The organism is Achromobacter sp. (assembly GCF_057314935.1).
This window is the reverse complement of sequence record NZ_DBHKZA010000009.1, coordinates 84,943-104,125: the sequence shown is the minus strand read 5'-3', so window position 1 is coordinate 104,125 and position 19,183 is coordinate 84,943. Positions and strand designations below refer to the sequence as shown.

Below are 19,183 nucleotides of genomic sequence, written 5' to 3'. Positions count from 1 at the left end.
CCTCCCCACCCCGTGGAGAAGGACCCTAAGCACACCGCCCTCCCCAGCGACCGAGAAATTGCTCTCAATGCAGCCCGTCGCGTTGGCGGCCTGGGGTGCGCGGGGCGTCGATAAGCCCGAGGGAATCCGTAGGGAGCCGAAGGCGGACGAGGATGACGACGGGGACGTCCGGAGCGAAGGCTCCGGACCGCAATCGTTGCCCCGCGCGCCCCAGGCCGCCAACGTGACGGGCGTCACAAGAACCACCCGCCACAACAACAACAACAACACCAGATCCATCAAGCCGCCCGCACCCCAATAGCCACCACCCGCGCACTAAATTCCCGCAGCAACTCCTCCCGCTTCCCCGCCACCTTCTCCATCGCCGCTTCTTTGATATGTCCGTAGCCTCTGATCTCTTCCGGCAGGCTCGCTAACATCACCGCTTTCTCCAGGTTCCCGCGATTCAATTTCGACAGAACCGCGGTCAACGTCTCCCGGTACTCCCGGATCAGTTCGCGTTCCGCGCGCCGTTCCGCCGTGTAGCCGAACACGTCCAGCCGCGTCCCGCGGAACCGCCGCAGTTTCGCCAGCACGCCGAACACCTTCAGCATGCCCGGCCCGTAGCTGCGCTTGATCAGATGGCCCTGCTTGTCGCGGCGTGCGAACAACGGCGGGGCCAGGTGAAAGCGCAGTTTCCAATCGCCTTCGAACTGTTCGCCGACCTTCTTCACGAACTCGCCGTCCGAATACAGGCGCGCCACTTCGTACTCGTCCTTGTAGGCCATCAGCTTGAAATAGTTGCGCGCCACGGCCATCGCCAGGCGGTTCGTGCCGGTGGCCTCCTGTTCCGCGCGGGCCACCTTGTCCACCAGGTCCGTGTACTGCTTGGCGTAGGCCTCGTCCTGGTACTGCGTCAGGAACGCCTTGCGCACCGCCACCCGCTGTGCCAACTCACCGTTGGGCTTCTTCAGTTCGGTCACGGGCGCGGCGCGCGGGCGCTTGATTTCGATGATGTCTTCGGGCGGGGCGATCGGCATGCCGCCATTGGCCAGGATCCGCATCACGTCGGCCATGTCGTGCGCGGCGCGGCGGCCCCAGGCGAAGGCAGCCTGGTTGTTCGCGACTTGCTGGCCGTTGAGCTCGATCGCGCGCAGCAGCGCCTCTTGCGACAGCGGGATCCAGCCCTTCTGGTAGGCGTAGCCCATCATCAGGGGGTTGGCGTAGATGGCGTCGCCCAGCAACACCACCGCCATCGCGGCCGCGTCCACCGTGTGCAGGTTCTCCTTGCCGCAGGCCGCCTGCAGGTCGGCGGTCAGGTTGGCGCCGGGCAGCGTCCAATCAGGGTTGGAGACGAAGGCGGCGGTCGGCGCGTTGTCGCGGTTCAGCAGCGCACGCGTGCGGCCCGGGCGCAGGCGCGCCATGCTGTCCGCGCTGGTGGCGACCACGAGGTCGCCCGCCAGCAGCAGGTCGGCCTCGCCCATGGCGACCCGCGTATTCATCAGGTGGTCGGGCGATTGCGCCAGCACCACGTGCGAATACACGGCGCCGCCCTTTTGCGCCAGGCCGGCCATGTCCAGCACCGAACAGCCCTTGCCTTCCAGGTGCGCCGCCATGCCCAGCAATTGGCCGATGGTGACCACGCCCGTACCGCCGACGCCGGCGATGAAGACACCATAGGGCTGATCCAGCGCGGGCGGGCGCGGGGCCGGCACCGCTTCGTCGATGAAGCCTTCCTGCGACAAGGCCTGGGGCTTTCTCAGCTTGCCGCCTTCCACCGTCACGAAGCTGGGGCAGAAGCCCTTCAGACAGGAGAAGTCCTTGTTGCAGCTGGATTGGTTGATGGCGCGCTTGCGGCCGAACTCGGTTTCCAGCGGCTCCACCGACAGGCAATGCGACTTCTGCGAACAGTCGCCGCAGCCTTCGCAGACGCGTTCGTTGATGACGACGCGGCGCGCCGGATCGGGGTAGGCGTTGCGCTTGCGCCGACGGCGCTTTTCGGTGGCGCAGGTCTGGTCATAGATCAGCACCGATACCCCGGGATGCTCGCGCAGTTCGCGCATCACCGCGTCCAGTTCGTCGCGGTGCATCACCGGCACGCCCGGCGCCAGGTCAGAGACGTCGTTGTATTTGTCCGGGTCGTCCGTCACGACGACGATCTTGTCGATGCCTTCGGCGGCCATCTGGCGGCTGATCATCGGCACGCTGATCGGGCCATCGACGGGCTGCCCGCCCGTCATGGCGACGGCGTCGTTGAACAGGATCTTGTAGGTGATCGGCACCTTGGCCGCGACGGCCGCGCGGATGGCCAGCAGGCCGGAATGGAAATACGTTCCGTCGCCCAGGTTGGCGAAAACGTGCTTTTCCTCGGTGAACGGCGCCTGGCCCACCCAGGGCACCCCCTCGCCGCCCATCTGCGTGTAGACCTCCGTGTTGCGGTCCATCCACCGCACCATGTAGTGGCAGCCGATGCCGGCCATGCCACGCGAACCTTCCGGCAGGCGGGTCGACGTGTTGTGCGGACAGCCCGAACAGAACCAGGGCTTGCGCTCTTCGACGACGCGCGGGCGTGCCAGCGCCTGTTCTCGGCCGCTGATGAAATCCAGCCGGGCGACGATGCCGGCGCGCACGTCCTCGGGCAATTCAAAGCGCAAGAGGCGCGCGGCGATCGCCTTCGCGACCATCGCCGGCGAAAACTCGTAGTGCGCGGGCAGCAGCCAATTACCTTGCGGCACCGACCATTCGCCGCCGTCCTTGTCGTCGAACTTGCCGACCACGCGCGGAATCTTCTTGCCGCTGCCGATCCAGCTGAACAGTTCTTCCTTCAACTGGTATTCCAGCACCTGGCGCTTTTCCTCGACGACCAGGATCTCGTCCAGGCCTTCGGCGAACTGCTGCGTACCGGTGGATTCCAGCGGCCACACCATGCCCACCTTGAACAGGCGCAGACCGATGCGCTGGCAGACGGCTTCGGACAACCCCAGGTCGGACAGCGCCTGGCGCGTGTCCAGGTACGCCTTGCCTGACGTCATGATGCCGAAGCGCGCATCGCGGCCGGGCACATGCCAAAGCTCGCGGTTGAGCGTGTTGGCGCGGGCGTAGGCCAGCGCGGCGTACAGCTTGTAGTCCAGCAGCCGGGCCTCTTGTTGCAGCGGCGTGTCGGGCACCCGGATGTTCAGGCCGTCGGCCGGCATCAGGAAGTCTTCGGGCAACTGGATCCGCACGCGACGCGGATCCACGTCCACCGAGGCCGACACTTCCACGATGTCGGTGATGCATTTCATGCCCACCCATACGCCGGCGTAGCGGCTCATCGCCCAGCCGTGCAGGCCGAAATCCAGCACTTCCTGGACGCTGGCGGGAAACAGCGCCGGGATCATGCAGGCCTTCAGGATATGGTCGCTCTGGTGCGGCAGCGTGGAAGACTTGGCCGGATGGTCGTCGCCCGCCACTACCAGCACGCCGCCGTGGCGCGAGGTGCCCGCCGCGTTGGCGTGCTTGAAGACGTCGCCGCAGCGGTCCACGCCGGGGCCTTTGCCGTACCACATGCCAAATACGCCGTCGTACTTGGCGCCGGGGAACAGGTTGACCTGCTGCGACCCCCAGACGGCGGTGGCGGCCAGGTCTTCGTTGATGCCGGGCTGGAACTCGACGTGGTGGGCCTTCAGGTACTTGGCCGCCTTCCACATGTTCTGGTCCACGCCGCCCAGCGGCGACCCTCGGTAGCCCGACACGAAGCCCGCCGTGTTCAACCCCGCCCGCACATCCCGCACGCGCTGCATCATGGGCAGGCGGACCAGGGCGTGGATGCCGCTCATCCAGGCGCGGCCGGATTCCAGGGTGTATTTGTCGTCCAGCTGGACGGATTCAAGCGCGGCGCGCAGGGCGGGCGACAGGGGGGCATTCATGTCTCGACTCCAAGATCCTGGAGGCCCCCACCAGCTTCGCGTCGCGCGCCATGCGCGCCCGCGGGCCAACAAGGGCCGTGAAAGTGAAGTGATGGCGCTTTCGCGCTCTAGGTGGGGCCTGTCAGCAGCAACGGGCCCTGGTTCGTTGTAACCGGTCGCCCCGCCCCCGGCAAGAGCGCGGTGCGATAATGTGCGCCATGGAATTCGCCCCTCGTATCGTCGCCTGGCAGCGCCAGCATGGCCGCCACGATCTCCCCTGGCAAAACACGCGTGACCCGTATCGGATCTGGCTGTCCGAGATCATGTTGCAGCAGACGCAAGTGGCCACCGTGATCCCCTATTACGACCGCTTCCTGCAACGCTTCCCGGACGTGGCCGCGCTGGCCGCCGCCGCGCAGGAAGACGTGATGCCGTATTGGGCCGGGCTGGGCTACTACGCCCGCGCCCGCAACCTGCACCGTTGCGCGCAGGAGATCGCGCGCGATTGGGGCGGCCGCTTCCCCCCCGCCGCGGATGCCATCGCAACGCTGCCCGGCATCGGCCGGTCCACGGCGGCGGCGATTGCGGCGTTCGCCTACGGCGAGCGGTCGCCCATCCTGGACGGCAACGTCAAGCGCGTGTTCACCCGCCACTTCGGCATCGCCGGCGATCCCGCCAAACGCGAAATCGAAACGCGGCTATGGGCGTTGGCCGACGCGCAAGTCGAAGCCGCCCCCGGCCTGGACATGGCCGCCTACACGCAAGGGTTGATGGATCTGGGCGCCACGCTGTGCACGCGCGGCAAGCCCGCTTGCGACAAATGCCCGGTGGCCGACAGTTGCGTCGCCCGCCGCGAGGGCCGCCAGGGCGAACTGCCCACCCCCAAGGTGCGCAAGGCGATACCGGAACGCGAGACCTGTATGTTGGTGCTGCAACACCAGGGGGCTTTCCTGTTGCAGCAGCGGCCCGAACCCGGCATCTGGGGCGGCCTGTGGAGCCTGCCTGAATTCGACGTGTCGGGCGACCCCGACGCCGCATCGCGCGCGCTGGGCCTGGAGCCCGAACAACGCTTCGAACTGGCTGCCTTCGCCCACACCTTCACGCACTACCGCCTGCACATCCGCCCGTGGCTGGTGCCCGTGCGCGCGGCCAGCCTGCGCGAATCGGCGCTGCCGGAACGTTGGGTCCACGCGAACAACCTGGCGTCCATGGCGCTGCCCGCGCCGGTCAAGAAGCTGCTGCAGGGGCTGGTTGACGCGGGGATGCAGGACAGCCTGTTTTCGACCGGCGAACGATAACCGCCGCGCTCGCGCGCGGCGGCCGGTTGCCGGCGGCTCAGTTGGTCATGCGCGGCAGATTGGCGGCCTTGATGGCGCGGCCCATCTGATCAAAGGTCGTGTCGACCATCTTCGCGTAATCCTGCCCCGACATCCACACCGGGTCGACGCCCAGCTGCTTGTAGGTCTGCTGCAGGCGTTCCGAAGCCACGGCCGCCTTGGCCGATTGCTCCAGGCGGACGCGCACGGCATCCGGCGTGCCCTTGGGCACCGCGAGCCCCAGCCACGAATCGATCTCCACGTCGTAGCCCGCTTCCTTCAGGGTGGGCACGTCCGGGAATTCCGGCCAGCGGATCGGGCTGGCCGAGGCCAGCAGACGCAAGCGGCCGGCCTGGATGTAGCTCGTGACATCCGACGGGTTCTGGACGATGGCATCGACCTGCTTGCTCAGCAAGGCCGACACGGTTTCGCTGCCCGACTTGTACGACACCTGCTCGAACTTCGCGCCCGTGACCCGGCCCAGGTCGAACATGGCCAGGTTGTTGGGTGCGGACGGCGCGCCGAAGAAGATGCCCGGGCCTTGCTTGCCCGCCGCGACCAGATCGGCCACGCTCTTGTAGGGGGAATCCGCGCGCACCACGACCCCGTAGCGGTAACGGCCGTAGGCCGCCACGAATTCGAAGTCGCGGGCGGTGTAGGGGATGGTCATCAGGTGCGGCATGATGGCGATGGACGACAAGGTCACCACGCCCACGTTGTAGCCGTCGGCCTGCTGCTTGGCCACGTAGGCCGGGCCGATGGTGCCTAGCGCGCCCGGGCGGTTGAAGACCACCACGGCGCGGCCCAGGTCCGCCTCCATCGCGCGGGCCAGTTCACGGCTGGCGACGTCGGTGTTGCCGCCGGCGCCGTAGTTCACCGTCAGCGTCACCTCCTTGTCGGGCCACGCCAGCGCGGGGGTAGCCGTGACGCTTATCGCGGCGGCGGCCAGCGCCGCCAGCATCGATGCTGCTTTCATGCTTGTCTCCTTGTGGTTTTTTATAGGGGCTGCATGCTCAAGGCATGTAGAAGCCGCCATTGATATCGAGGATGGCCCCGTTGATGAAGCCCGCCTCCTCCGCGGCCAGGAACACCATCGCCGCCGCGACCTCTTCGGGCGTGCCCAGGCGACGGACGGGGATCTGCGCCGCGTAGTTCTCGTTGACCGACGGCGCGGCCTGCTGCGCCATTTCGGTCAGGATGCGCCCCGGCGTAATGGCATTGGCCGTGATGCCGTGCGGCGCCATCTCGGCGGCGATGGCGCGGGTCAGTCCCAGCACGCCCGCCTTGGACGCCATGTAGCTGCCGCCCGCCACCAGCGATTTGGCGCGGCCCGCCAGCGACGACACATTGACGATGCGCCCCCAGCCCTGATCGCGCATGCCGGGCAGCACCATCTGGCACAGGCGCAGGATCGACGTCAGGTTGACCTGCAGCACCGACTCCCATTCCGCAGGGGTGATGTCCAGGATGCCGGAGGAATTCCCGTCGGCCTGCTTGGGCGAGATGCCCGCGTTGTTCATCAGCACCGACACGGGCCCCCATTGCTCGCGCGCGCTGTCCACCAGCGCCTGCATGGCGGCGTAATCGGTGACGTCGGCCCGCTCGGTGCGCAGTTGCGCGCTGGCTCCGCCCAGGCGTTGCGCGTCCACGCCCTCGCGGCTGACGGCCAGCACGCGGTAGCCCTTGGCCAGCAGCAGGCGCGCGACCTCCAGGCCGATGCCCCGGCCCGCGCCCGTCACCAGCGCGACTTTGCTCGGATCCTGTTTCATGCCTGGTCCGCCGTGAAGAAGGTGATGGGAGGGAAAGCGTTCTCGTCGCACATGACTTCGATCAGCGTCGTCAGGTCGGCGTTGCGCGCCTCGCGCAGCGCGCCGGCCAGATCCGCCGGCGCCTCGATGCGCACGCCCAGGCATCCCGCCGCGCGCGCCACCGCCGCATGGTCCACCGGATGGAAATGCACGGCGGACGTATGCGCGCCGAACTTCACGTTCTCGGCGTGCTTCTGGAAGCCCAGAATGCCGTTGTTGATGACGACCAGCGTGACCTTGATGCCCATGCGGCGCGCGGTCTCCAGTTCCGACCACACGTGGCCGAAGCCTCCGTCGCCCACGACGCACACCACGTGCGCCTCGGGACGCGCCACCTTGGCGCCCATGGCCATCGGAAAGCCCCAGCCCAGGCCCGCCAGCCCGCGCGGCGTCAGAAAGCGCATCCCCGGCGCCAGCGAGGTCAGGTAGTTGGCGATCCAGATCGAGGAATAGCTGGCGTCCGCGACGACGATCGTGTTTTCGTCCACATCATGGCGGATTTCCTCCAGCAGGCGTTCGGGGCGGATGGGTTGCTGATCCGACAGGCGGACGGCGCGCGACGCCTCCCAGGAAGATGCCTTGCCCGATTCGATGGCGGCCTCCAGGCCGGCACGGCGCGCCTGGGCCGCGGACAGGTCGCGGCTGCCCAGCTCGCGGTCCAGGGCCAGCAAGGTTTCACGCGCGTCGCCCGCCAGGCGCAGCGCTTCGTAGTTGCGGCCGATCTCGGCGCCGTCCACGTCGATATGGATGTAGCGGGCGTTCTTCGGATACAGCTTCCAGGAGTCGGTCGCGTTCTGGTTGGTGCGCGTCCCGACCAGCAGGACGACGTCGGCGTCCGCGATCAACGGGCGCAAGTCGCGGCTGGCGCCGTTGGGCCCCATGAAGTAACCGACCACGCCAAGCGACAAGGGGTGCCGTTCGTCGGTGGCGCCCTTGCCCATCACGGTGGTGCCCACGGGCAGATGGGCCGTTTCCTGCAAGGCGGCCAAGGCCTGGCTCGCGCCCGACACATGCACGCCGCCGCCGGCGACCACGACCGGCCGTTGCGCGCTGGCCAGCAAATCCGCCGCGGCTCGCACCGCATCGCTGGCAGCCACACTGCGATCCAGCGGGAAGTGCCCCAGGCTGGCATGGCGCTGCGAGGCCGCGGCGGCCTCGTTGAGCAGGTCGGCCGGCAGCATCAGGGCCACCGGGCCGGGACGGCCCGAGCAAGCGATGGCGAACGCCTGGTCCACATAGTCTTCGACCCGCGACGCCTCGGTGACGCGTCGCACCCACTTCGTGCACGATGCGAACAGCCCCAGATGGTCGAATTCCTGGAACGCGTTCTTGTCCGTCTGATCGCGGTTGACGTCCTGCACCAGCGCAATGACGGGTATCGACACCTTCAGCGCCTCGGCCAGCGGCGGCACCAGCAACGTGGCCGCCGGCCCGTTCTGCGCCGTCACGATGGCGGGCTTTCCGGTGATGCGGGCGTAGGCGTCCGCCATGTACCCGCCCGCGTTCTCGCTGCGATAGGCCACCTGGGTCAAACCCAGTTCCTCGCAAGCCAGGTGCAGCATGCTGGGCAGGCTCTGCCCGAACACATGGGTGACGCCATGGCGTATCAACGCCTTGGCGATCAAGTGCGCCACGGTGCCGTGGTTGTTCAGGCCGGGTGCGTTCAAGGGATGCAGCGTCGACATCTCGTCTCCTGTTTATATTTTATAAAATATAGATGCTGGCAAAGACGTCGGTCAATTATTTTATTTTTTATAAAATGTAAAATTAGGGACGAGAGGACGGTAGAATCGCGCTACGCGAGCCGCCCCCACGCTGGGCATGCGGCGGCCCAGCCGACCAGGAACACAGGATGACCATCAATTTGGCGCCGATGCAGCGGGAGAACATGACCGCCCGCATCTACCGCGAAATCAAGCAGAAGATCATGATGGGCGAGTTGCGCCCGGGCGACACCATCACGCTGCGCTCGATCACCGACACGCTTGGCGTGAGCCAGACGCCCGTGCGCGAAGCGCTGCTGCAACTGGTGTCGGAGCGCGCATTGACGCTCAGCCCCGGCAAATCGGTCAGAGTGCCCGAACTGACCGTGGCGCAACTGCAGGAACTGCGCAGCATCCGGCTTGAGCTTGAATGCTTCGCCGCCCGGCGCGCCGCCCCGCTGGCCACGCCCGCGCTGATCGACGAACTGCGCGGCATCCACGCCAACCTGATGGCAAGCCGGCAACAGCAGTTGATGGCCCCGGTGCTGGCCCGCAATTTCGACTTCCACTTCGCGCTGTACTCGGCCGCGCAGATGCCGCATCTGCTGTCGATGATCGAAAACCTGTGGGTGCAGACAGCGTCCTACCTGTCCTATCTGTACACCCCGCCGTTTCCCACCCTGCCCGGCGTGCATCCGCACGAGGGCATCATCGCGGGCCTGCAAAGCGGCGACACCGAAGCGGTCGTGCGCGAAATCCGCCGCGACATCGAAGGCCACGGCGAATTCCTCATCCGTTACCTGACCGAGCACGGGCTGGCCAAGTAGCCCGCCTGCGGGCCGCTCAAGCCTCGGCCTGCCCCGCCCCGCTCAGCAGCATCACCAGCTTCAGGTCCGGATGGGTCGCCAGCCGGAACGTGATCTGCTGGAACGCCAGCTTGCCGTCGCGGGGGTGCTGGAATTCACGCAAACCGCCCTCGCGCTCGACCACGGCGTGGCGCGTCCACCAATGGGCGAACACCGGGCTCTGGCGGCTTAGCGTATCCAGCAGGCCCAGCACCGCCGGTTCGTCCAGGTGCGCGCCGGCGTCCGCGCGAAACTCCGCCACGACGCGGCGGGCGCGCTGATCCCAGTCCACGACCAGTTCGCGCGCGGCCGGGTCCATGAAGATGTAGCGCAGCAGGTTCGGTTCGGCGTCGCGCGTGGGCCAGTCATCGAACAGGTCGCGCAAGGGCTCGTTGTAGGCCAGCACGTTCCAGGCGCGGTCCAGCACGTAGGCGGGCGCGTCGATCGCGTTCACGCATTCCTGCAGCGGACCAGGTGCGGCGCCCGCGTCGTCGCGCGCGTGCTGCGGATCGGCGCAGTCGGCCAGGTCGAACAGGTAGGCCCGCTCGGCGCGGGCCAGCTGCAGCACGCCCGCGATGCGCGACCACACCGACGGCGACACCGAGACTTCCCGCCCCTGCTCGATCCAGGTGTACCAGGTGACGCTGATGCCGCACAGCTGGGCGACTTCTTCGCGCCGCAGCCCCGGCGTGCGGCGGCGCATGCCCTCGGGCAATCCGGCCATCTGCGGGGTGATGCGGGAACGGGCGCTGCGGACGAATTCGCCCAGCGCCTGCCGGCGCAAGGGGGAACCGTCGTGATTGGCGGCGCCGGCAAGGGGGGAAGTAGTCATACCAGGATAAGCAATGGGCTTGTACGTGTATACGGGCCCGCCTATCTTAGCTCCTGCACCCGCTGTTCCGCACCCAGACCCTTCGAGGATATCCATGACCGCCAGTACCCACGACGCCGCCGTCGACCGCCAATTCAGCCCCCGCGCCACCGCCTATCTGACCAGCGCCGTCCACGCCCAGGGCGAAGACCTGCAGCAAATGGCCGGCATTGCGCGCCAGCACCCCGACGCGCGCGTGCTGGACCTGGGCTGTGGTGGCGGCCACGTCAGCTTTCACGTCGCGCCCGAAGTCCGCCACGTCACGGCCTACGACCTGTCGCAGCAGATGCTGGACGTGGTGGCGGCCGAAGCCGCCAAGCGCGGCCTGGCCAACCTCGTCACCTGTCAAGGCAAGGCCGAATACCTGCCGTTCGCCGACGGTGAATTCGACCTGGTGATGTCACGCTATTCCACCCACCACTGGCAGGACGCGGGACGCGGCCTGCGCGAAGCCTTCCGCGTGCTCAAACCCGGCGGCATCGCCGTGTTCGCCGACGTGGTCTCGCCCGGCGAGCCGCTGCTGGATACCTGGCTGCAGACCATCGAAGTGCTGCGCGACACCTCGCACGTGCGCGACTACTCGGTGGCGGAATGGACCCGCATGCTGACCGAAGCGGGTTTCACGCTGCAAGGGCTGTCGCCGCGCCGCCTGCCGCTGGAGTTCCAGACCTGGGTCACCCGCATGCGCACGCCGGACACGCTGGTGGCGGCGCTGCGCCACATGTTCGGCATTGCGCCGGACGTAGTGCGCGCGCACTTCGACGTGCAGGAAGACAGCTCCTTCACCAGCGACACGGCCACGATCGTGGTGAAGAAGCCGGGCTGATCCGATCCTGGATCAGCGGGGCGCGGGCCGGGCCAACGCAGCCAGCGCGCCGCCCACGCCCTGGCTGCGCAAGGACTGCGCCGCCTGCGCCACGGCCCGCACGAAGCGGGGGTCCTGGCCCAGACCCCCGAACACCGGCGCCAGGCTCGTCAACGATCCGGCCCAGGCCAACATCGCCGCCGGCCCCTCCCCCGCGCCTTGCGCCGCCTCTTCCGCCCGCGCGTACTGCTGCGCCAGGCGGTCGGCCATGGGGTCCTGGATCTCGTAGCGGCGTCCGGCCTGATCCACACCCCGCAAGAAATGCAGCCACCCCGCCACGGCCAGCGCCAGGCCGGATATGGGCAGGTCCGCCGCCAGCCGCGCGCGCACCGTATCCAGCAGGCGCTGCGGCAGCTTCTGCGAGCCGTCCATCGCGATCTGCCGAGTCTGATGCTTGAGCGCCGGGTTCTCGTAGCGCTGCAGCAAACGGGCTTGATATTGCGCCAGGTCCAGGCCAGGCAACGCCGGCAGGGTCGGCACGATCTCGTCGCGCATCAGCGTACCCAGATAGGCCTTCAAGGCAGGCTGGGCCATCGCCTGGTCCACCGTCGCCCAACCGGCCGTCACCGACAGATAGGCCAGCGCCGAATGCGCGCCGTTGACCATGCGCAGCTTCAGCGTTTCGAAGGGCGCGGCCTCGGCCACGAAGCGCGCGCCGCCCGCCGTCCAGTCCGGCCTGCCGGCGGCAAAGCGGTCTTCCACCACCCATTCCAGATACGGCTCGGCCAGCACCGGCCAGGCATCCTGCACGCCCAACGCGTCGGCCACCTGGCGTCGGTCGTCGTCCGTGGTGCGGGGCACGATGCGGTCCACCATCGAACACGGAAACGCGCAGGACGACGCGATCCATGCCGCCAAGGCGCGGTCGACCTGCTCGGCAAACGCCAGCACCATGCCGCGCAGCAGATGGCCGTTGCTGGGCAGGTTGTCCAGCGACATCAGCGTGATGGGCCCAAGCCCCGCCGCCCGCCGCTGTTGCAAGCCCCACGCAAGGAACCCGATCGTGCTGCGCGGCGCCAGCGGCTGGCCCAGGTCGTGCACGATGTCGGGATGGTCCAGGTTCAGCCGACCGCTGGCCGGATCATGGCAATAGCCCTTCTCGGTAACGGTGACGCTGACGATGCGCGTGTCCGCATGCGCGATGCGCGCCAGCACCGCCTGCGGATCTTCCGGCGCGACCAGGGTTTCCAGCAGGCAGCCGATGACCGCCACCTGCTGGCGCGGCTGCCCCGTTGCATCGGCGCTACGCAAGGCCAAGGCGTACAACCCGTCCTGCGGCGCCAGCGCGTCGCGCGTATCGGCCTGGCGCAACGAGACGCCGCAAATCCCCCAGCCACGGTCCGCGCCGGCATGCAGCGCGGCGTCGTTGACGGCGGCCAGATGCGCGCGCGCGAACGCCCCCAGGCCCAGATGCACAATGCCCACGCGCAACGCGGCGCGGTCATAGCCGGGGCGCGCCACCGCGTCCGGCAGCGCCGGCAAGCCCGCGGGCGACAGGCGCGCCGCGCCGGCGGCTACCAGTTCCATAGCGTCCCGTCCTGCTGCAGGCGGTTCACCGGCAGGTAGGCGCGCTTGTACGGATACTTGGCGGCCAGCTTCTCGTCGATGTCGACGCCATGGCCCGGCACGTCGCCGGGATACAGCATGCCCTGGTCGAACGTGTACGCATGCGGGAAGACGGCATCCGTCTCGTCCGTGTGGCGCATGTATTCCTGGATGCCGAAGTTGGGCACCCACAGGTCGAAGTGCAGCGCCGCCCCCATGCAGACGGGCGACAGGTCGGTGGCGCCGTGGCAGCCGGTGCGCACCTGATACAGCGAGGCCAGATCCGCGATGCGGCGCAGATGCGTGATGCCGCCCGCGTGCACCACGGTGGTCCGGATGTAGTCGATCAGCTGGTTCTGCACGAGGTCCTTGCAGTCCCAGATCGAATTGAAGATCTCGCCCACGGCCAGCGGCGTGGTGGTGTGCTGGCGGATCAGGCGGAACGCCTCCTGGTTCTCGGCCGGGGTCGCATCCTCCATCCAGAACAGGTTGTAGGGTTCCAGCGACTTGCCCAGGCGCCCGGCTTCGATGGGCGTCAGGCGATGGTGCACGTCATGCAGCAGGTGATGGTCGAAGCCCAGCTTTTCGCGGATGCGTTCGAACAGTTGCGGCGTGTGGCGCAGGTACTTCTCGGTGGACCAGTCGTGCTCACTGGGCAGGTCGGCGTCGGCGGGTTCGTAGAACAGATTGCCGCGGCCCACGCCGTAGACCTTGTCCAGGCCCGGCACGCCGCTTTGCGCGCGGATGGCGCGGTAGCCCATGTCGGCGTAGCGCAGCACTTCATCCACCGTGTGCTCGATGTCCGACCCGTTGGCATGCCCGTAGACCATCACGCCGCTGCGGCTCTTGCCGCCCAGCAGCTGATACAGCGGCAGGCCGGCAGCCTTGGCCTTCAAGTCCCACAGCGCCGTGTCCACGGCGGCGATGGCGGTCATGGTGACCGGCCCCCGGCGCCAATACGCGCCCTTGTAGAGGTACTGCCAGATGTCTTCGATCTGATGCGCGTCCCGCCCGATCAGGCAGGGGATGACGTGTTCGGTCAGGTAGGCCGACACGGCCAGCTCGCGCCCGTTCAGGGTGGCGTCGCCGATGCCGGTCAGCCCCTGGTCGGTTTCGATTTTCAGGGTCACGAAATTGCGGCCCGGCGAACAAACGATCACGCGTGCGTTTGTAATTTTCATTTTAGATTTCCGTAGAGACAGGAAAAGGTCTTAGGCCCCCGTTGATGCCAAAAGGAGCCCCGTTCAGGCCCTAGCCTTCCCAGCCCAGATGGCTGAGGAAGTCGCGGGTGCGGGCGACTTGCGGGTTGTCGAAAATCTGCTTGGGCGGGCCCTGCTCCAGGATGGCGCCGTTCTCGAACACCACCACCCAATTGGCCACGCGCCGCGCAAAGCTCATCTCGTGGGTCACGACGATCATCGTCATGCCTTCCTGCGCCAGCTTCTTCATCACGTTCAGCACTTCGCCCACCGTTTCCGGGTCAAGCGCCGACGTGGGTTCGTCGAACAGCATCGCTTCGGGTTCCATCGCCAGCGCGCGGGCGATCGCCACGCGCTGCTGCTGGCCGCCGGACAGGTTGGCGGGAAAGTTGCCCGCCTTGGCAGCCAGACCCACCTTTTCCAACAGCGCCATGGCGCGGGCGCGCGCCGCCTCTGGCGCCATGCCCAGCACCGTGATCGGCCCCATTGCCACGTTGTCCAGCGCGGACTTGTGCGGGAACAGCTCAAAGCTCTGGAACACCATGCCCATGCGCTGGCGCACACGGCGCACCTCGGATTCGGATTCCGGCAACGCCACACCGTCCAGCAGCACGCGCCCGCCATCCAGTTTTTCCAGCGCGTTGGTGCAACGCAAAAGCGTCGACTTGCCGGAGCCAGACGGGCCGATCAGGCACATCACCTCGCCCTTGTTCACTTGCAGCGACACGTCGGCCAGCGCCACGAAATCGCCGTAGACCTTGCGCACGTGCTCATAGACCAGCACGGGCGGCTGGTCCGCGCCCTTGCGCGCGGCCGACGCCGTGCGCGCCGTGGCCGGCTCTTGCTCCAGGATCATGTCGTTCATTCCTTGACTCCGTATTTGCGATGGATCCAGTCGACCAGCTTGGCCTGGGGATAACCCATCAGCCAATAGATCACCGCCATCGCGGTCAGCATTTCCAGCACGCGAAAGCTCTGCGCGCGCACCTGCATCGAGGCATAGGCCAACTCGCTTACCGCGATCACCGACACCAGCGACGTATCCTTGAACAGCGAGATCCACGTGCTGGCCAGCACCGGCAGGATGCGGCGCCCGGCCTGCGGGATCAGCACCTTGAACATGGCCTGCCGGCGCGACATGCCCATCGCCAGCGCGGCTTCCATCTGCCCCTTGCGGATCGAATTGATGCCGGCGCGGAACGTTTCCGAGTTGTAGGCCGACACGTTCAGCACCAGTGCCACCAGCGCCGTGGTCACCGCCGAGAACTGCACGTCCAGCGCCATGGGCATCACGTAGAACGCCCAATAGATCACCAGGATCAGCGGCAGGTTGCGGAAGAACTCCACGATGGCGACGGCCACGCCGTTGGCGAGCCGGTTCGACGACAGGCGCATCAGCGCCAGCACCATGCCGCCGGGCACGGCAAGCGCCATCGTCACCACCGTCAGCATGATGGTCATCGCGGCGCCTTGCAGCAGCGCGTCGCGCGAATCCCAGATGATTCCCCAGTCCAAGTTCATGAGCGCCCCAGGTGTGCGTAGCGTTGGTACAGCCGGTCCACGCCGCGGGTGACCGGGAACAGGATCACGAAGTACGCCACGATGACGGCGGTGAAGACTTCGATGGGCCGGTAGCTCGGGCCCGCGATGGTCTCGGCCTTGTGCATCAGTTCAGGCACCGCGATCACGGTGGCGATCGCCGTGTCCTTGATGGCCACCGTCAGCACGGACCCGAAGGCCGGCAGCATGCGGATGGTGGCTTGGGGCAGGATGATCTTGCGCAGCGCCTGGGCGCGCGACATGCCCAGCGCCAGGCCCGCGCGCATCTGCCCCGGCCGCACCGATTCGATGCCGGCGCGGATCACCTCGGCCGAATAGGCCGCGATGTGCAGGGTCAATGCCACCAGCGCCGCCCAGAAAGGCGCAAAGTTCACGCCGGCCAGCAGCGGGAAGGCGAAGTAGATCCAGACCAGCACCACCAGCACGGGGATGGCGCGCATGCTGTCGATGTAGAACACCAGCAGCCCGCGCAGCCAGCGCGGCCCGTACAGGCGCAGCAGCGCGATCACGAGGCCCAGCAGGATGCTGGACACCGCCGTGACGGCACTGAGCGCCACGGTGACGCCAAGGCCGCCGGCGAAGAATCGCCAGTTCTCGACAAGCGGGGAAAAATCGAAATCCATGAAGTCTCCGGGGGACTAAGGGCGCGTCAGAACGTCACCATTACTTTCATGGCCTGGTGGCGGTTGGCCGCCAGCGCGAACGCGTCATGCACGCGGGCGACCGGCACCGCGGCTGTCAGCAATGGCGACACGTCGAGCACGCCGCGGCTCAGGTAGTCCACGGCCCAGGCGTATTCGTCGACGAAGCGGAAACTGCCGATGACAGACAAGCTCTTGACCATGATCTGGTTGAAAGGGCATTGCTCGCTGCTGCCACTGAGCGTGCCTACCGTCACGATGACGCCGCGCGGCCGCGTCGCGCGGATGCAATTGGCCAGTCCGGCGTAGTTGCCGGAGGCCTCGAAGCACACATCGACCGAGCCCTTGCCCGCAGCCAGATCCTCGATGGCGGCGGGGTCGCGGGCGGCATTGATGGTGCGCGTGGCGCCTACGCGGGCGCAGGTGGCCAGCGTCTCGTCGACGATGTCCACCGCAATCGCCTGGCTGGCGCCGGCCAGGCGCGCCGCCATCAGGATCAGCGCGCCGATCGGCCCGGCGCCCACCACCATCACCGTCTTGCCCAGGAGGCTGCCTGCGCTGTGCACCGCATGCAGCGCCACGGCCAGCGGCTCGCCGAAAGCGGCCAGTTCGAACGACAGGCTGTCCGGCACCGGCAGGCACTGCTTTTCCTGCACCACCACCTGTTCGCGCATCGCCCCCTGCATGTGCGGATAGCGGCTGGCGCTGCCGAAGAAGAACACGGCCTCGCAATGGTTGGAATCGCCCTGGCGGCAATAGCGACACACCCCGCAAGTGCGCGCCGGATCCAGCGCCACGCGGTCGCCCGGGCGGACGGCGGTGACCGCGGCGCCCACTTCCAGCACCTGGCCCGACGCCTCGTGCCCCGGCGTCAGCGGTTCGCGGATGACGAAGTCGCCCACTTTGCCGTGGCGGTAGTAGTGCAGGTCAGACCCGCAGATACCCACGGCCTTGACGCCCACCCGCACTTGCGTGGGGGCCAGCGGCTCGGGCAGCTGTTCGTCCAGGCGCAAGTCCTGGGCGCCATGAATTGCGCAGTTCAACATGATGGCCGCCTTTATTTCAGGGTTTGGGTCATGCGGAGCTCTTCAGCCGCCAGTTCCGGATGCATGCGTGCTTCCACCTTGCGCAGCCAGTCCAGATAGACGGCCTGATCCTTGGCGACGCCCATGCCCGCGTCGATCGCGAAGATCTTGCTGTCCTGGCAATCGTTTTCCTTGGGGAACACGGCCAGGCCCTTGACCTTCTTGCTGATGTTGGGCCACAGCATGCGGTTCAGGGGCGCCACGTCCGAACGGCCTGCCAGCACTTCCTCGATGGGCGCGACCGAGCCCGAGTTCGTCACGCCCCGCAGCTTCGCGTTGGGGAAGTTCTGCAGCACCAGCGGCTCTTCGCCCGCGCCGGAGAAGTAGGCCATCGTGATGCCGGGCTGGTTGAAGTCCTCGACCTTGGTGGCGTTCGTGAATTTCGGATTCGACGCCAGCCCGAACATGCAGACGCTGGTGTTGGAAAAGGTCACGAAATCGATGATCTTGGCTCGCTCGGCGTTCTGGTTCAGCGGGCCGATCATGATGTCCATCTGATTGGCGATAAGAGCCGGCACCTTGGTCTCGTGGCTGACCTGCACGGGCACGATCTTCACCTCCAGCAAGCGCGCGAACTCCTTGCCCAGCAGCCACGACGACCCCATCCAGGGTTCACCCGACCCGGTGGTGTTCTGCACCAGCCAGGGCGGGTTGTTGACCACGCCGACCCGCAGCACGCCCGCCTTGCGGATGGCGTCGATGCGGGGGCTTTCGCCAGGCGCGGGTGGCGTCTGGGCCTGCACCGTGGCCGCGCCTGCCACCAGCGCGGCGGACAGGAACAGGCGGGCGGCGGGAAGGCGCGATAAAAATCGGGGTTGCATGCAAAGTCTCCTATAGGGAACCCGGCCGTCTGCCGCCCGATGGCGGCACGCCCGGTACCGGCGTGTTCAAGCACCGGCGGTATCGCCAGATCCGCACGCGTCAGGCGCGTGCCGGTTGAAAAGGGGAATGGCCGGACGGCCTACTGGGTCTGTTCGATGATGCGCATTTCGTCAGCGTCCAACGCGGGCTTCATCATTGCCGCAACCTGCCGCAGCCACGCCAGGTAGTCGGGTTGGTTCTTGTCGATGGCCAGGCCAACGGGCGAGGCCTTTTCCGTGCTTTGCTGGCAATTGGCTTCGGCGGGAAACACCACCAGGCCGCGCACCTTGTGGGCGAGGCCCACCCATGGCACGCGGTTGATCGGCGCCGCGTCGGCGCGCTTGGCCATGATTTCTTCGATGGGCGCGGTGGCGCCTGAGTTGGCGACGGCGCGCAGCCGCGCCTTGGGGAAACGCGCTTTCACCCAGGCCTCTTCGGCGCCGCCCGTGAAGTAGGCGATGGTGATATCCGGCTGGTTCAGGTCTTCGACGGTCTTGGCCCGCGCCAGCTTATCGTTGCCCGCGCGGCCGAACATGCAGACGCTGGTGGCCGAATACAGCACGAAGTCCACCACCTTCAGGCGTTCGGCTGTCTCGGCCAACGGGCTGATCGTCATGTCGACTTGATTGGCGGCCAGCACGGGCACCTTGGTCTCGTGCGACACGGGCACGGCCGTCAATGTGACGCCAAGCTGCTTGGCGTATTCCTTGGCCAGCAACCAGGCGGGGCCGCTCCACGCTTCGCCGCTTTTTCCGGACAGGTCCTGGATCAGCCAAGGCGCGTTCTGCAATACGCCCACGCGAAGCTCGCCCGCCTTGCGAATGGCGTCGATGCGCGGGCTCTGCCCCGGCGCTGGAAGGCCGGTCGCCGTGGCGCCGCTTTGGGCGGACACCGGCAAGGACATCGCCAGCACCGCAGCCGCCGCCCACCGGGTCAACACGCGGCTCCCCTTGTTCTGTTGCTGCATTGCTTATCTCCTGAACTTGAAAAGCCCGGATCCGGGGCGCGGTATCTTCCG

16 protein-coding genes are annotated in these 19,183 nt (G+C 67.3%); 3 read left to right on the top strand and 13 right to left on the bottom strand.

Annotated features, from left to right (window positions below; translation table 11 throughout):
• Positions 1 to 278: 278 nt before the first annotated feature.
• The gene (locus ACO6D5_RS05425) at positions 279 to 3,887 is read right to left on the bottom strand and encodes an indolepyruvate ferredoxin oxidoreductase family protein (protein ID WP_485824799.1); all 3,609 of its coding nucleotides are present in this window, start codon (positions 3,885 to 3,887) and stop codon (positions 279 to 281) included.
• Between the two features lie 188 nt (positions 3,888 to 4,075).
• On the opposite strand from ACO6D5_RS05425, the gene mutY reads away from it, so the two are divergent.
• Positions 4,076 to 5,164: an A/G-specific adenine glycosylase gene (gene mutY, locus ACO6D5_RS05420; RefSeq protein WP_485824798.1), complete on the top strand. Its 1,089-nt coding sequence runs from the start codon at positions 4,076 to 4,078 to the stop codon at positions 5,162 to 5,164.
• A gap of 37 nt (positions 5,165 to 5,201) precedes the next feature.
• Here the strand turns inward: mutY and ACO6D5_RS05415 are convergent, their stop codons facing one another.
• Genes ACO6D5_RS05415 through ACO6D5_RS05405 form a run of 3 tightly spaced genes read right to left on the bottom strand, consistent with a single transcriptional unit; the run spans position 5,202 to position 8,675 of the window.
• On the bottom strand, positions 5,202 to 6,158 hold the full coding sequence (locus ACO6D5_RS05415; protein WP_485824797.1) for a tripartite tricarboxylate transporter substrate binding protein: 957 nt from the start codon (positions 6,156 to 6,158) through the stop codon (positions 5,202 to 5,204).
• 37 nt (positions 6,159 to 6,195) lie between these two features.
• Positions 6,196 to 6,951, bottom strand: a complete 756-nt coding sequence (locus tag ACO6D5_RS05410) for a 3-oxoacyl-ACP reductase (protein WP_485824796.1) — start codon at positions 6,949 to 6,951, stop codon at positions 6,196 to 6,198.
• Positions 6,948 to 8,675 (bottom strand): acetolactate synthase catalytic subunit, encoded by a 1,728-nt coding sequence (locus tag ACO6D5_RS05405; protein WP_485824795.1) that lies wholly within the window; start codon positions 8,673 to 8,675, stop codon positions 6,948 to 6,950. The genes ACO6D5_RS05410 and ACO6D5_RS05405 overlap by 4 nt, the downstream gene beginning before the upstream one ends.
• A 167-nt stretch (positions 8,676 to 8,842) precedes the next feature.
• Between ACO6D5_RS05405 and ACO6D5_RS05400 the strand changes: the two genes are divergently transcribed.
• Positions 8,843 to 9,520, top strand: coding sequence for a GntR family transcriptional regulator (locus ACO6D5_RS05400; protein ID WP_485824794.1), 678 nt, complete (start codon positions 8,843 to 8,845; stop codon positions 9,518 to 9,520).
• A 16-nt stretch (positions 9,521 to 9,536) separates the two neighbouring features.
• On the opposite strand, the gene ACO6D5_RS05395 is transcribed toward ACO6D5_RS05400, so the two are convergent.
• Positions 9,537 to 10,370: an MmyB family transcriptional regulator gene (locus ACO6D5_RS05395; protein WP_315846412.1), complete on the bottom strand. Its 834-nt coding sequence runs from the start codon at positions 10,368 to 10,370 to the stop codon at positions 9,537 to 9,539.
• A gap of 94 nt (positions 10,371 to 10,464) precedes the next feature.
• Between ACO6D5_RS05395 and ACO6D5_RS05390 the strand changes: the two genes are divergently transcribed.
• On the top strand, positions 10,465 to 11,235 hold the full coding sequence (locus tag ACO6D5_RS05390) for a class I SAM-dependent methyltransferase (protein ID WP_485824793.1): 771 nt from the start codon (positions 10,465 to 10,467) through the stop codon (positions 11,233 to 11,235).
• Between the two features lie 12 nt (positions 11,236 to 11,247).
• On the opposite strand, the gene ACO6D5_RS05385 is transcribed toward ACO6D5_RS05390, so the two are convergent.
• The 8 genes from ACO6D5_RS05385 to ACO6D5_RS05350 all read right to left on the bottom strand — a co-directional run bounded on the left by ACO6D5_RS05385 (position 11,248) and on the right by ACO6D5_RS05350 (position 19,132).
• Positions 11,248 to 12,801: a mannitol dehydrogenase family protein gene (locus ACO6D5_RS05385; RefSeq protein WP_485824792.1), complete on the bottom strand. Its 1,554-nt coding sequence runs from the start codon at positions 12,799 to 12,801 to the stop codon at positions 11,248 to 11,250.
• Positions 12,789 to 14,000 (bottom strand): D-mannonate dehydratase ManD, encoded by a 1,212-nt coding sequence (manD, locus tag ACO6D5_RS05380; protein WP_006227995.1) that lies wholly within the window; start codon positions 13,998 to 14,000, stop codon positions 12,789 to 12,791. Before manD ends, ACO6D5_RS05385 begins: the two co-directional genes overlap by 13 nt.
• A gap of 70 nt (positions 14,001 to 14,070) precedes the next feature.
• A complete protein-coding gene (locus tag ACO6D5_RS05375; RefSeq protein ID WP_485824791.1) occupies positions 14,071 to 14,883 on the bottom strand; it encodes an amino acid ABC transporter ATP-binding protein in 813 nt (270 codons plus the stop codon).
• A complete protein-coding gene (locus ACO6D5_RS05370) occupies positions 14,880 to 15,539 on the bottom strand; it encodes an amino acid ABC transporter permease (protein ID WP_006227993.1) in 660 nt (219 codons plus the stop codon). The genes ACO6D5_RS05375 and ACO6D5_RS05370 overlap by 4 nt, the downstream gene beginning before the upstream one ends.
• On the bottom strand, positions 15,536 to 16,201 hold the full coding sequence (locus tag ACO6D5_RS05365) for an amino acid ABC transporter permease (RefSeq protein ID WP_485824790.1): 666 nt from the start codon (positions 16,199 to 16,201) through the stop codon (positions 15,536 to 15,538). The genes ACO6D5_RS05370 and ACO6D5_RS05365 overlap by 4 nt, the downstream gene beginning before the upstream one ends.
• Before the next feature lie 26 nt (positions 16,202 to 16,227).
• Positions 16,228 to 17,265 carry an L-idonate 5-dehydrogenase gene (locus ACO6D5_RS05360; protein ID WP_485824789.1) on the bottom strand — a complete coding sequence of 346 codons (1,038 nt, stop codon included), beginning with the start codon at positions 17,263 to 17,265 and terminating at the stop codon, positions 16,228 to 16,230.
• Positions 17,266 to 17,276: 11 nt separating this feature from the next.
• Entirely contained in the window at positions 17,277 to 18,125 is an 849-nt protein-coding gene (locus ACO6D5_RS05355) for a transporter substrate-binding domain-containing protein (RefSeq protein ID WP_315846417.1), read from the bottom strand.
• A gap of 140 nt (positions 18,126 to 18,265) precedes the next feature.
• Complete coding sequence (locus tag ACO6D5_RS05350) at positions 18,266 to 19,132, bottom strand: substrate-binding periplasmic protein (RefSeq protein ID WP_485824788.1); 867 nt, start codon at positions 19,130 to 19,132, stop codon at positions 18,266 to 18,268.
• Positions 19,133 to 19,183 lie beyond the last annotated feature (51 nt).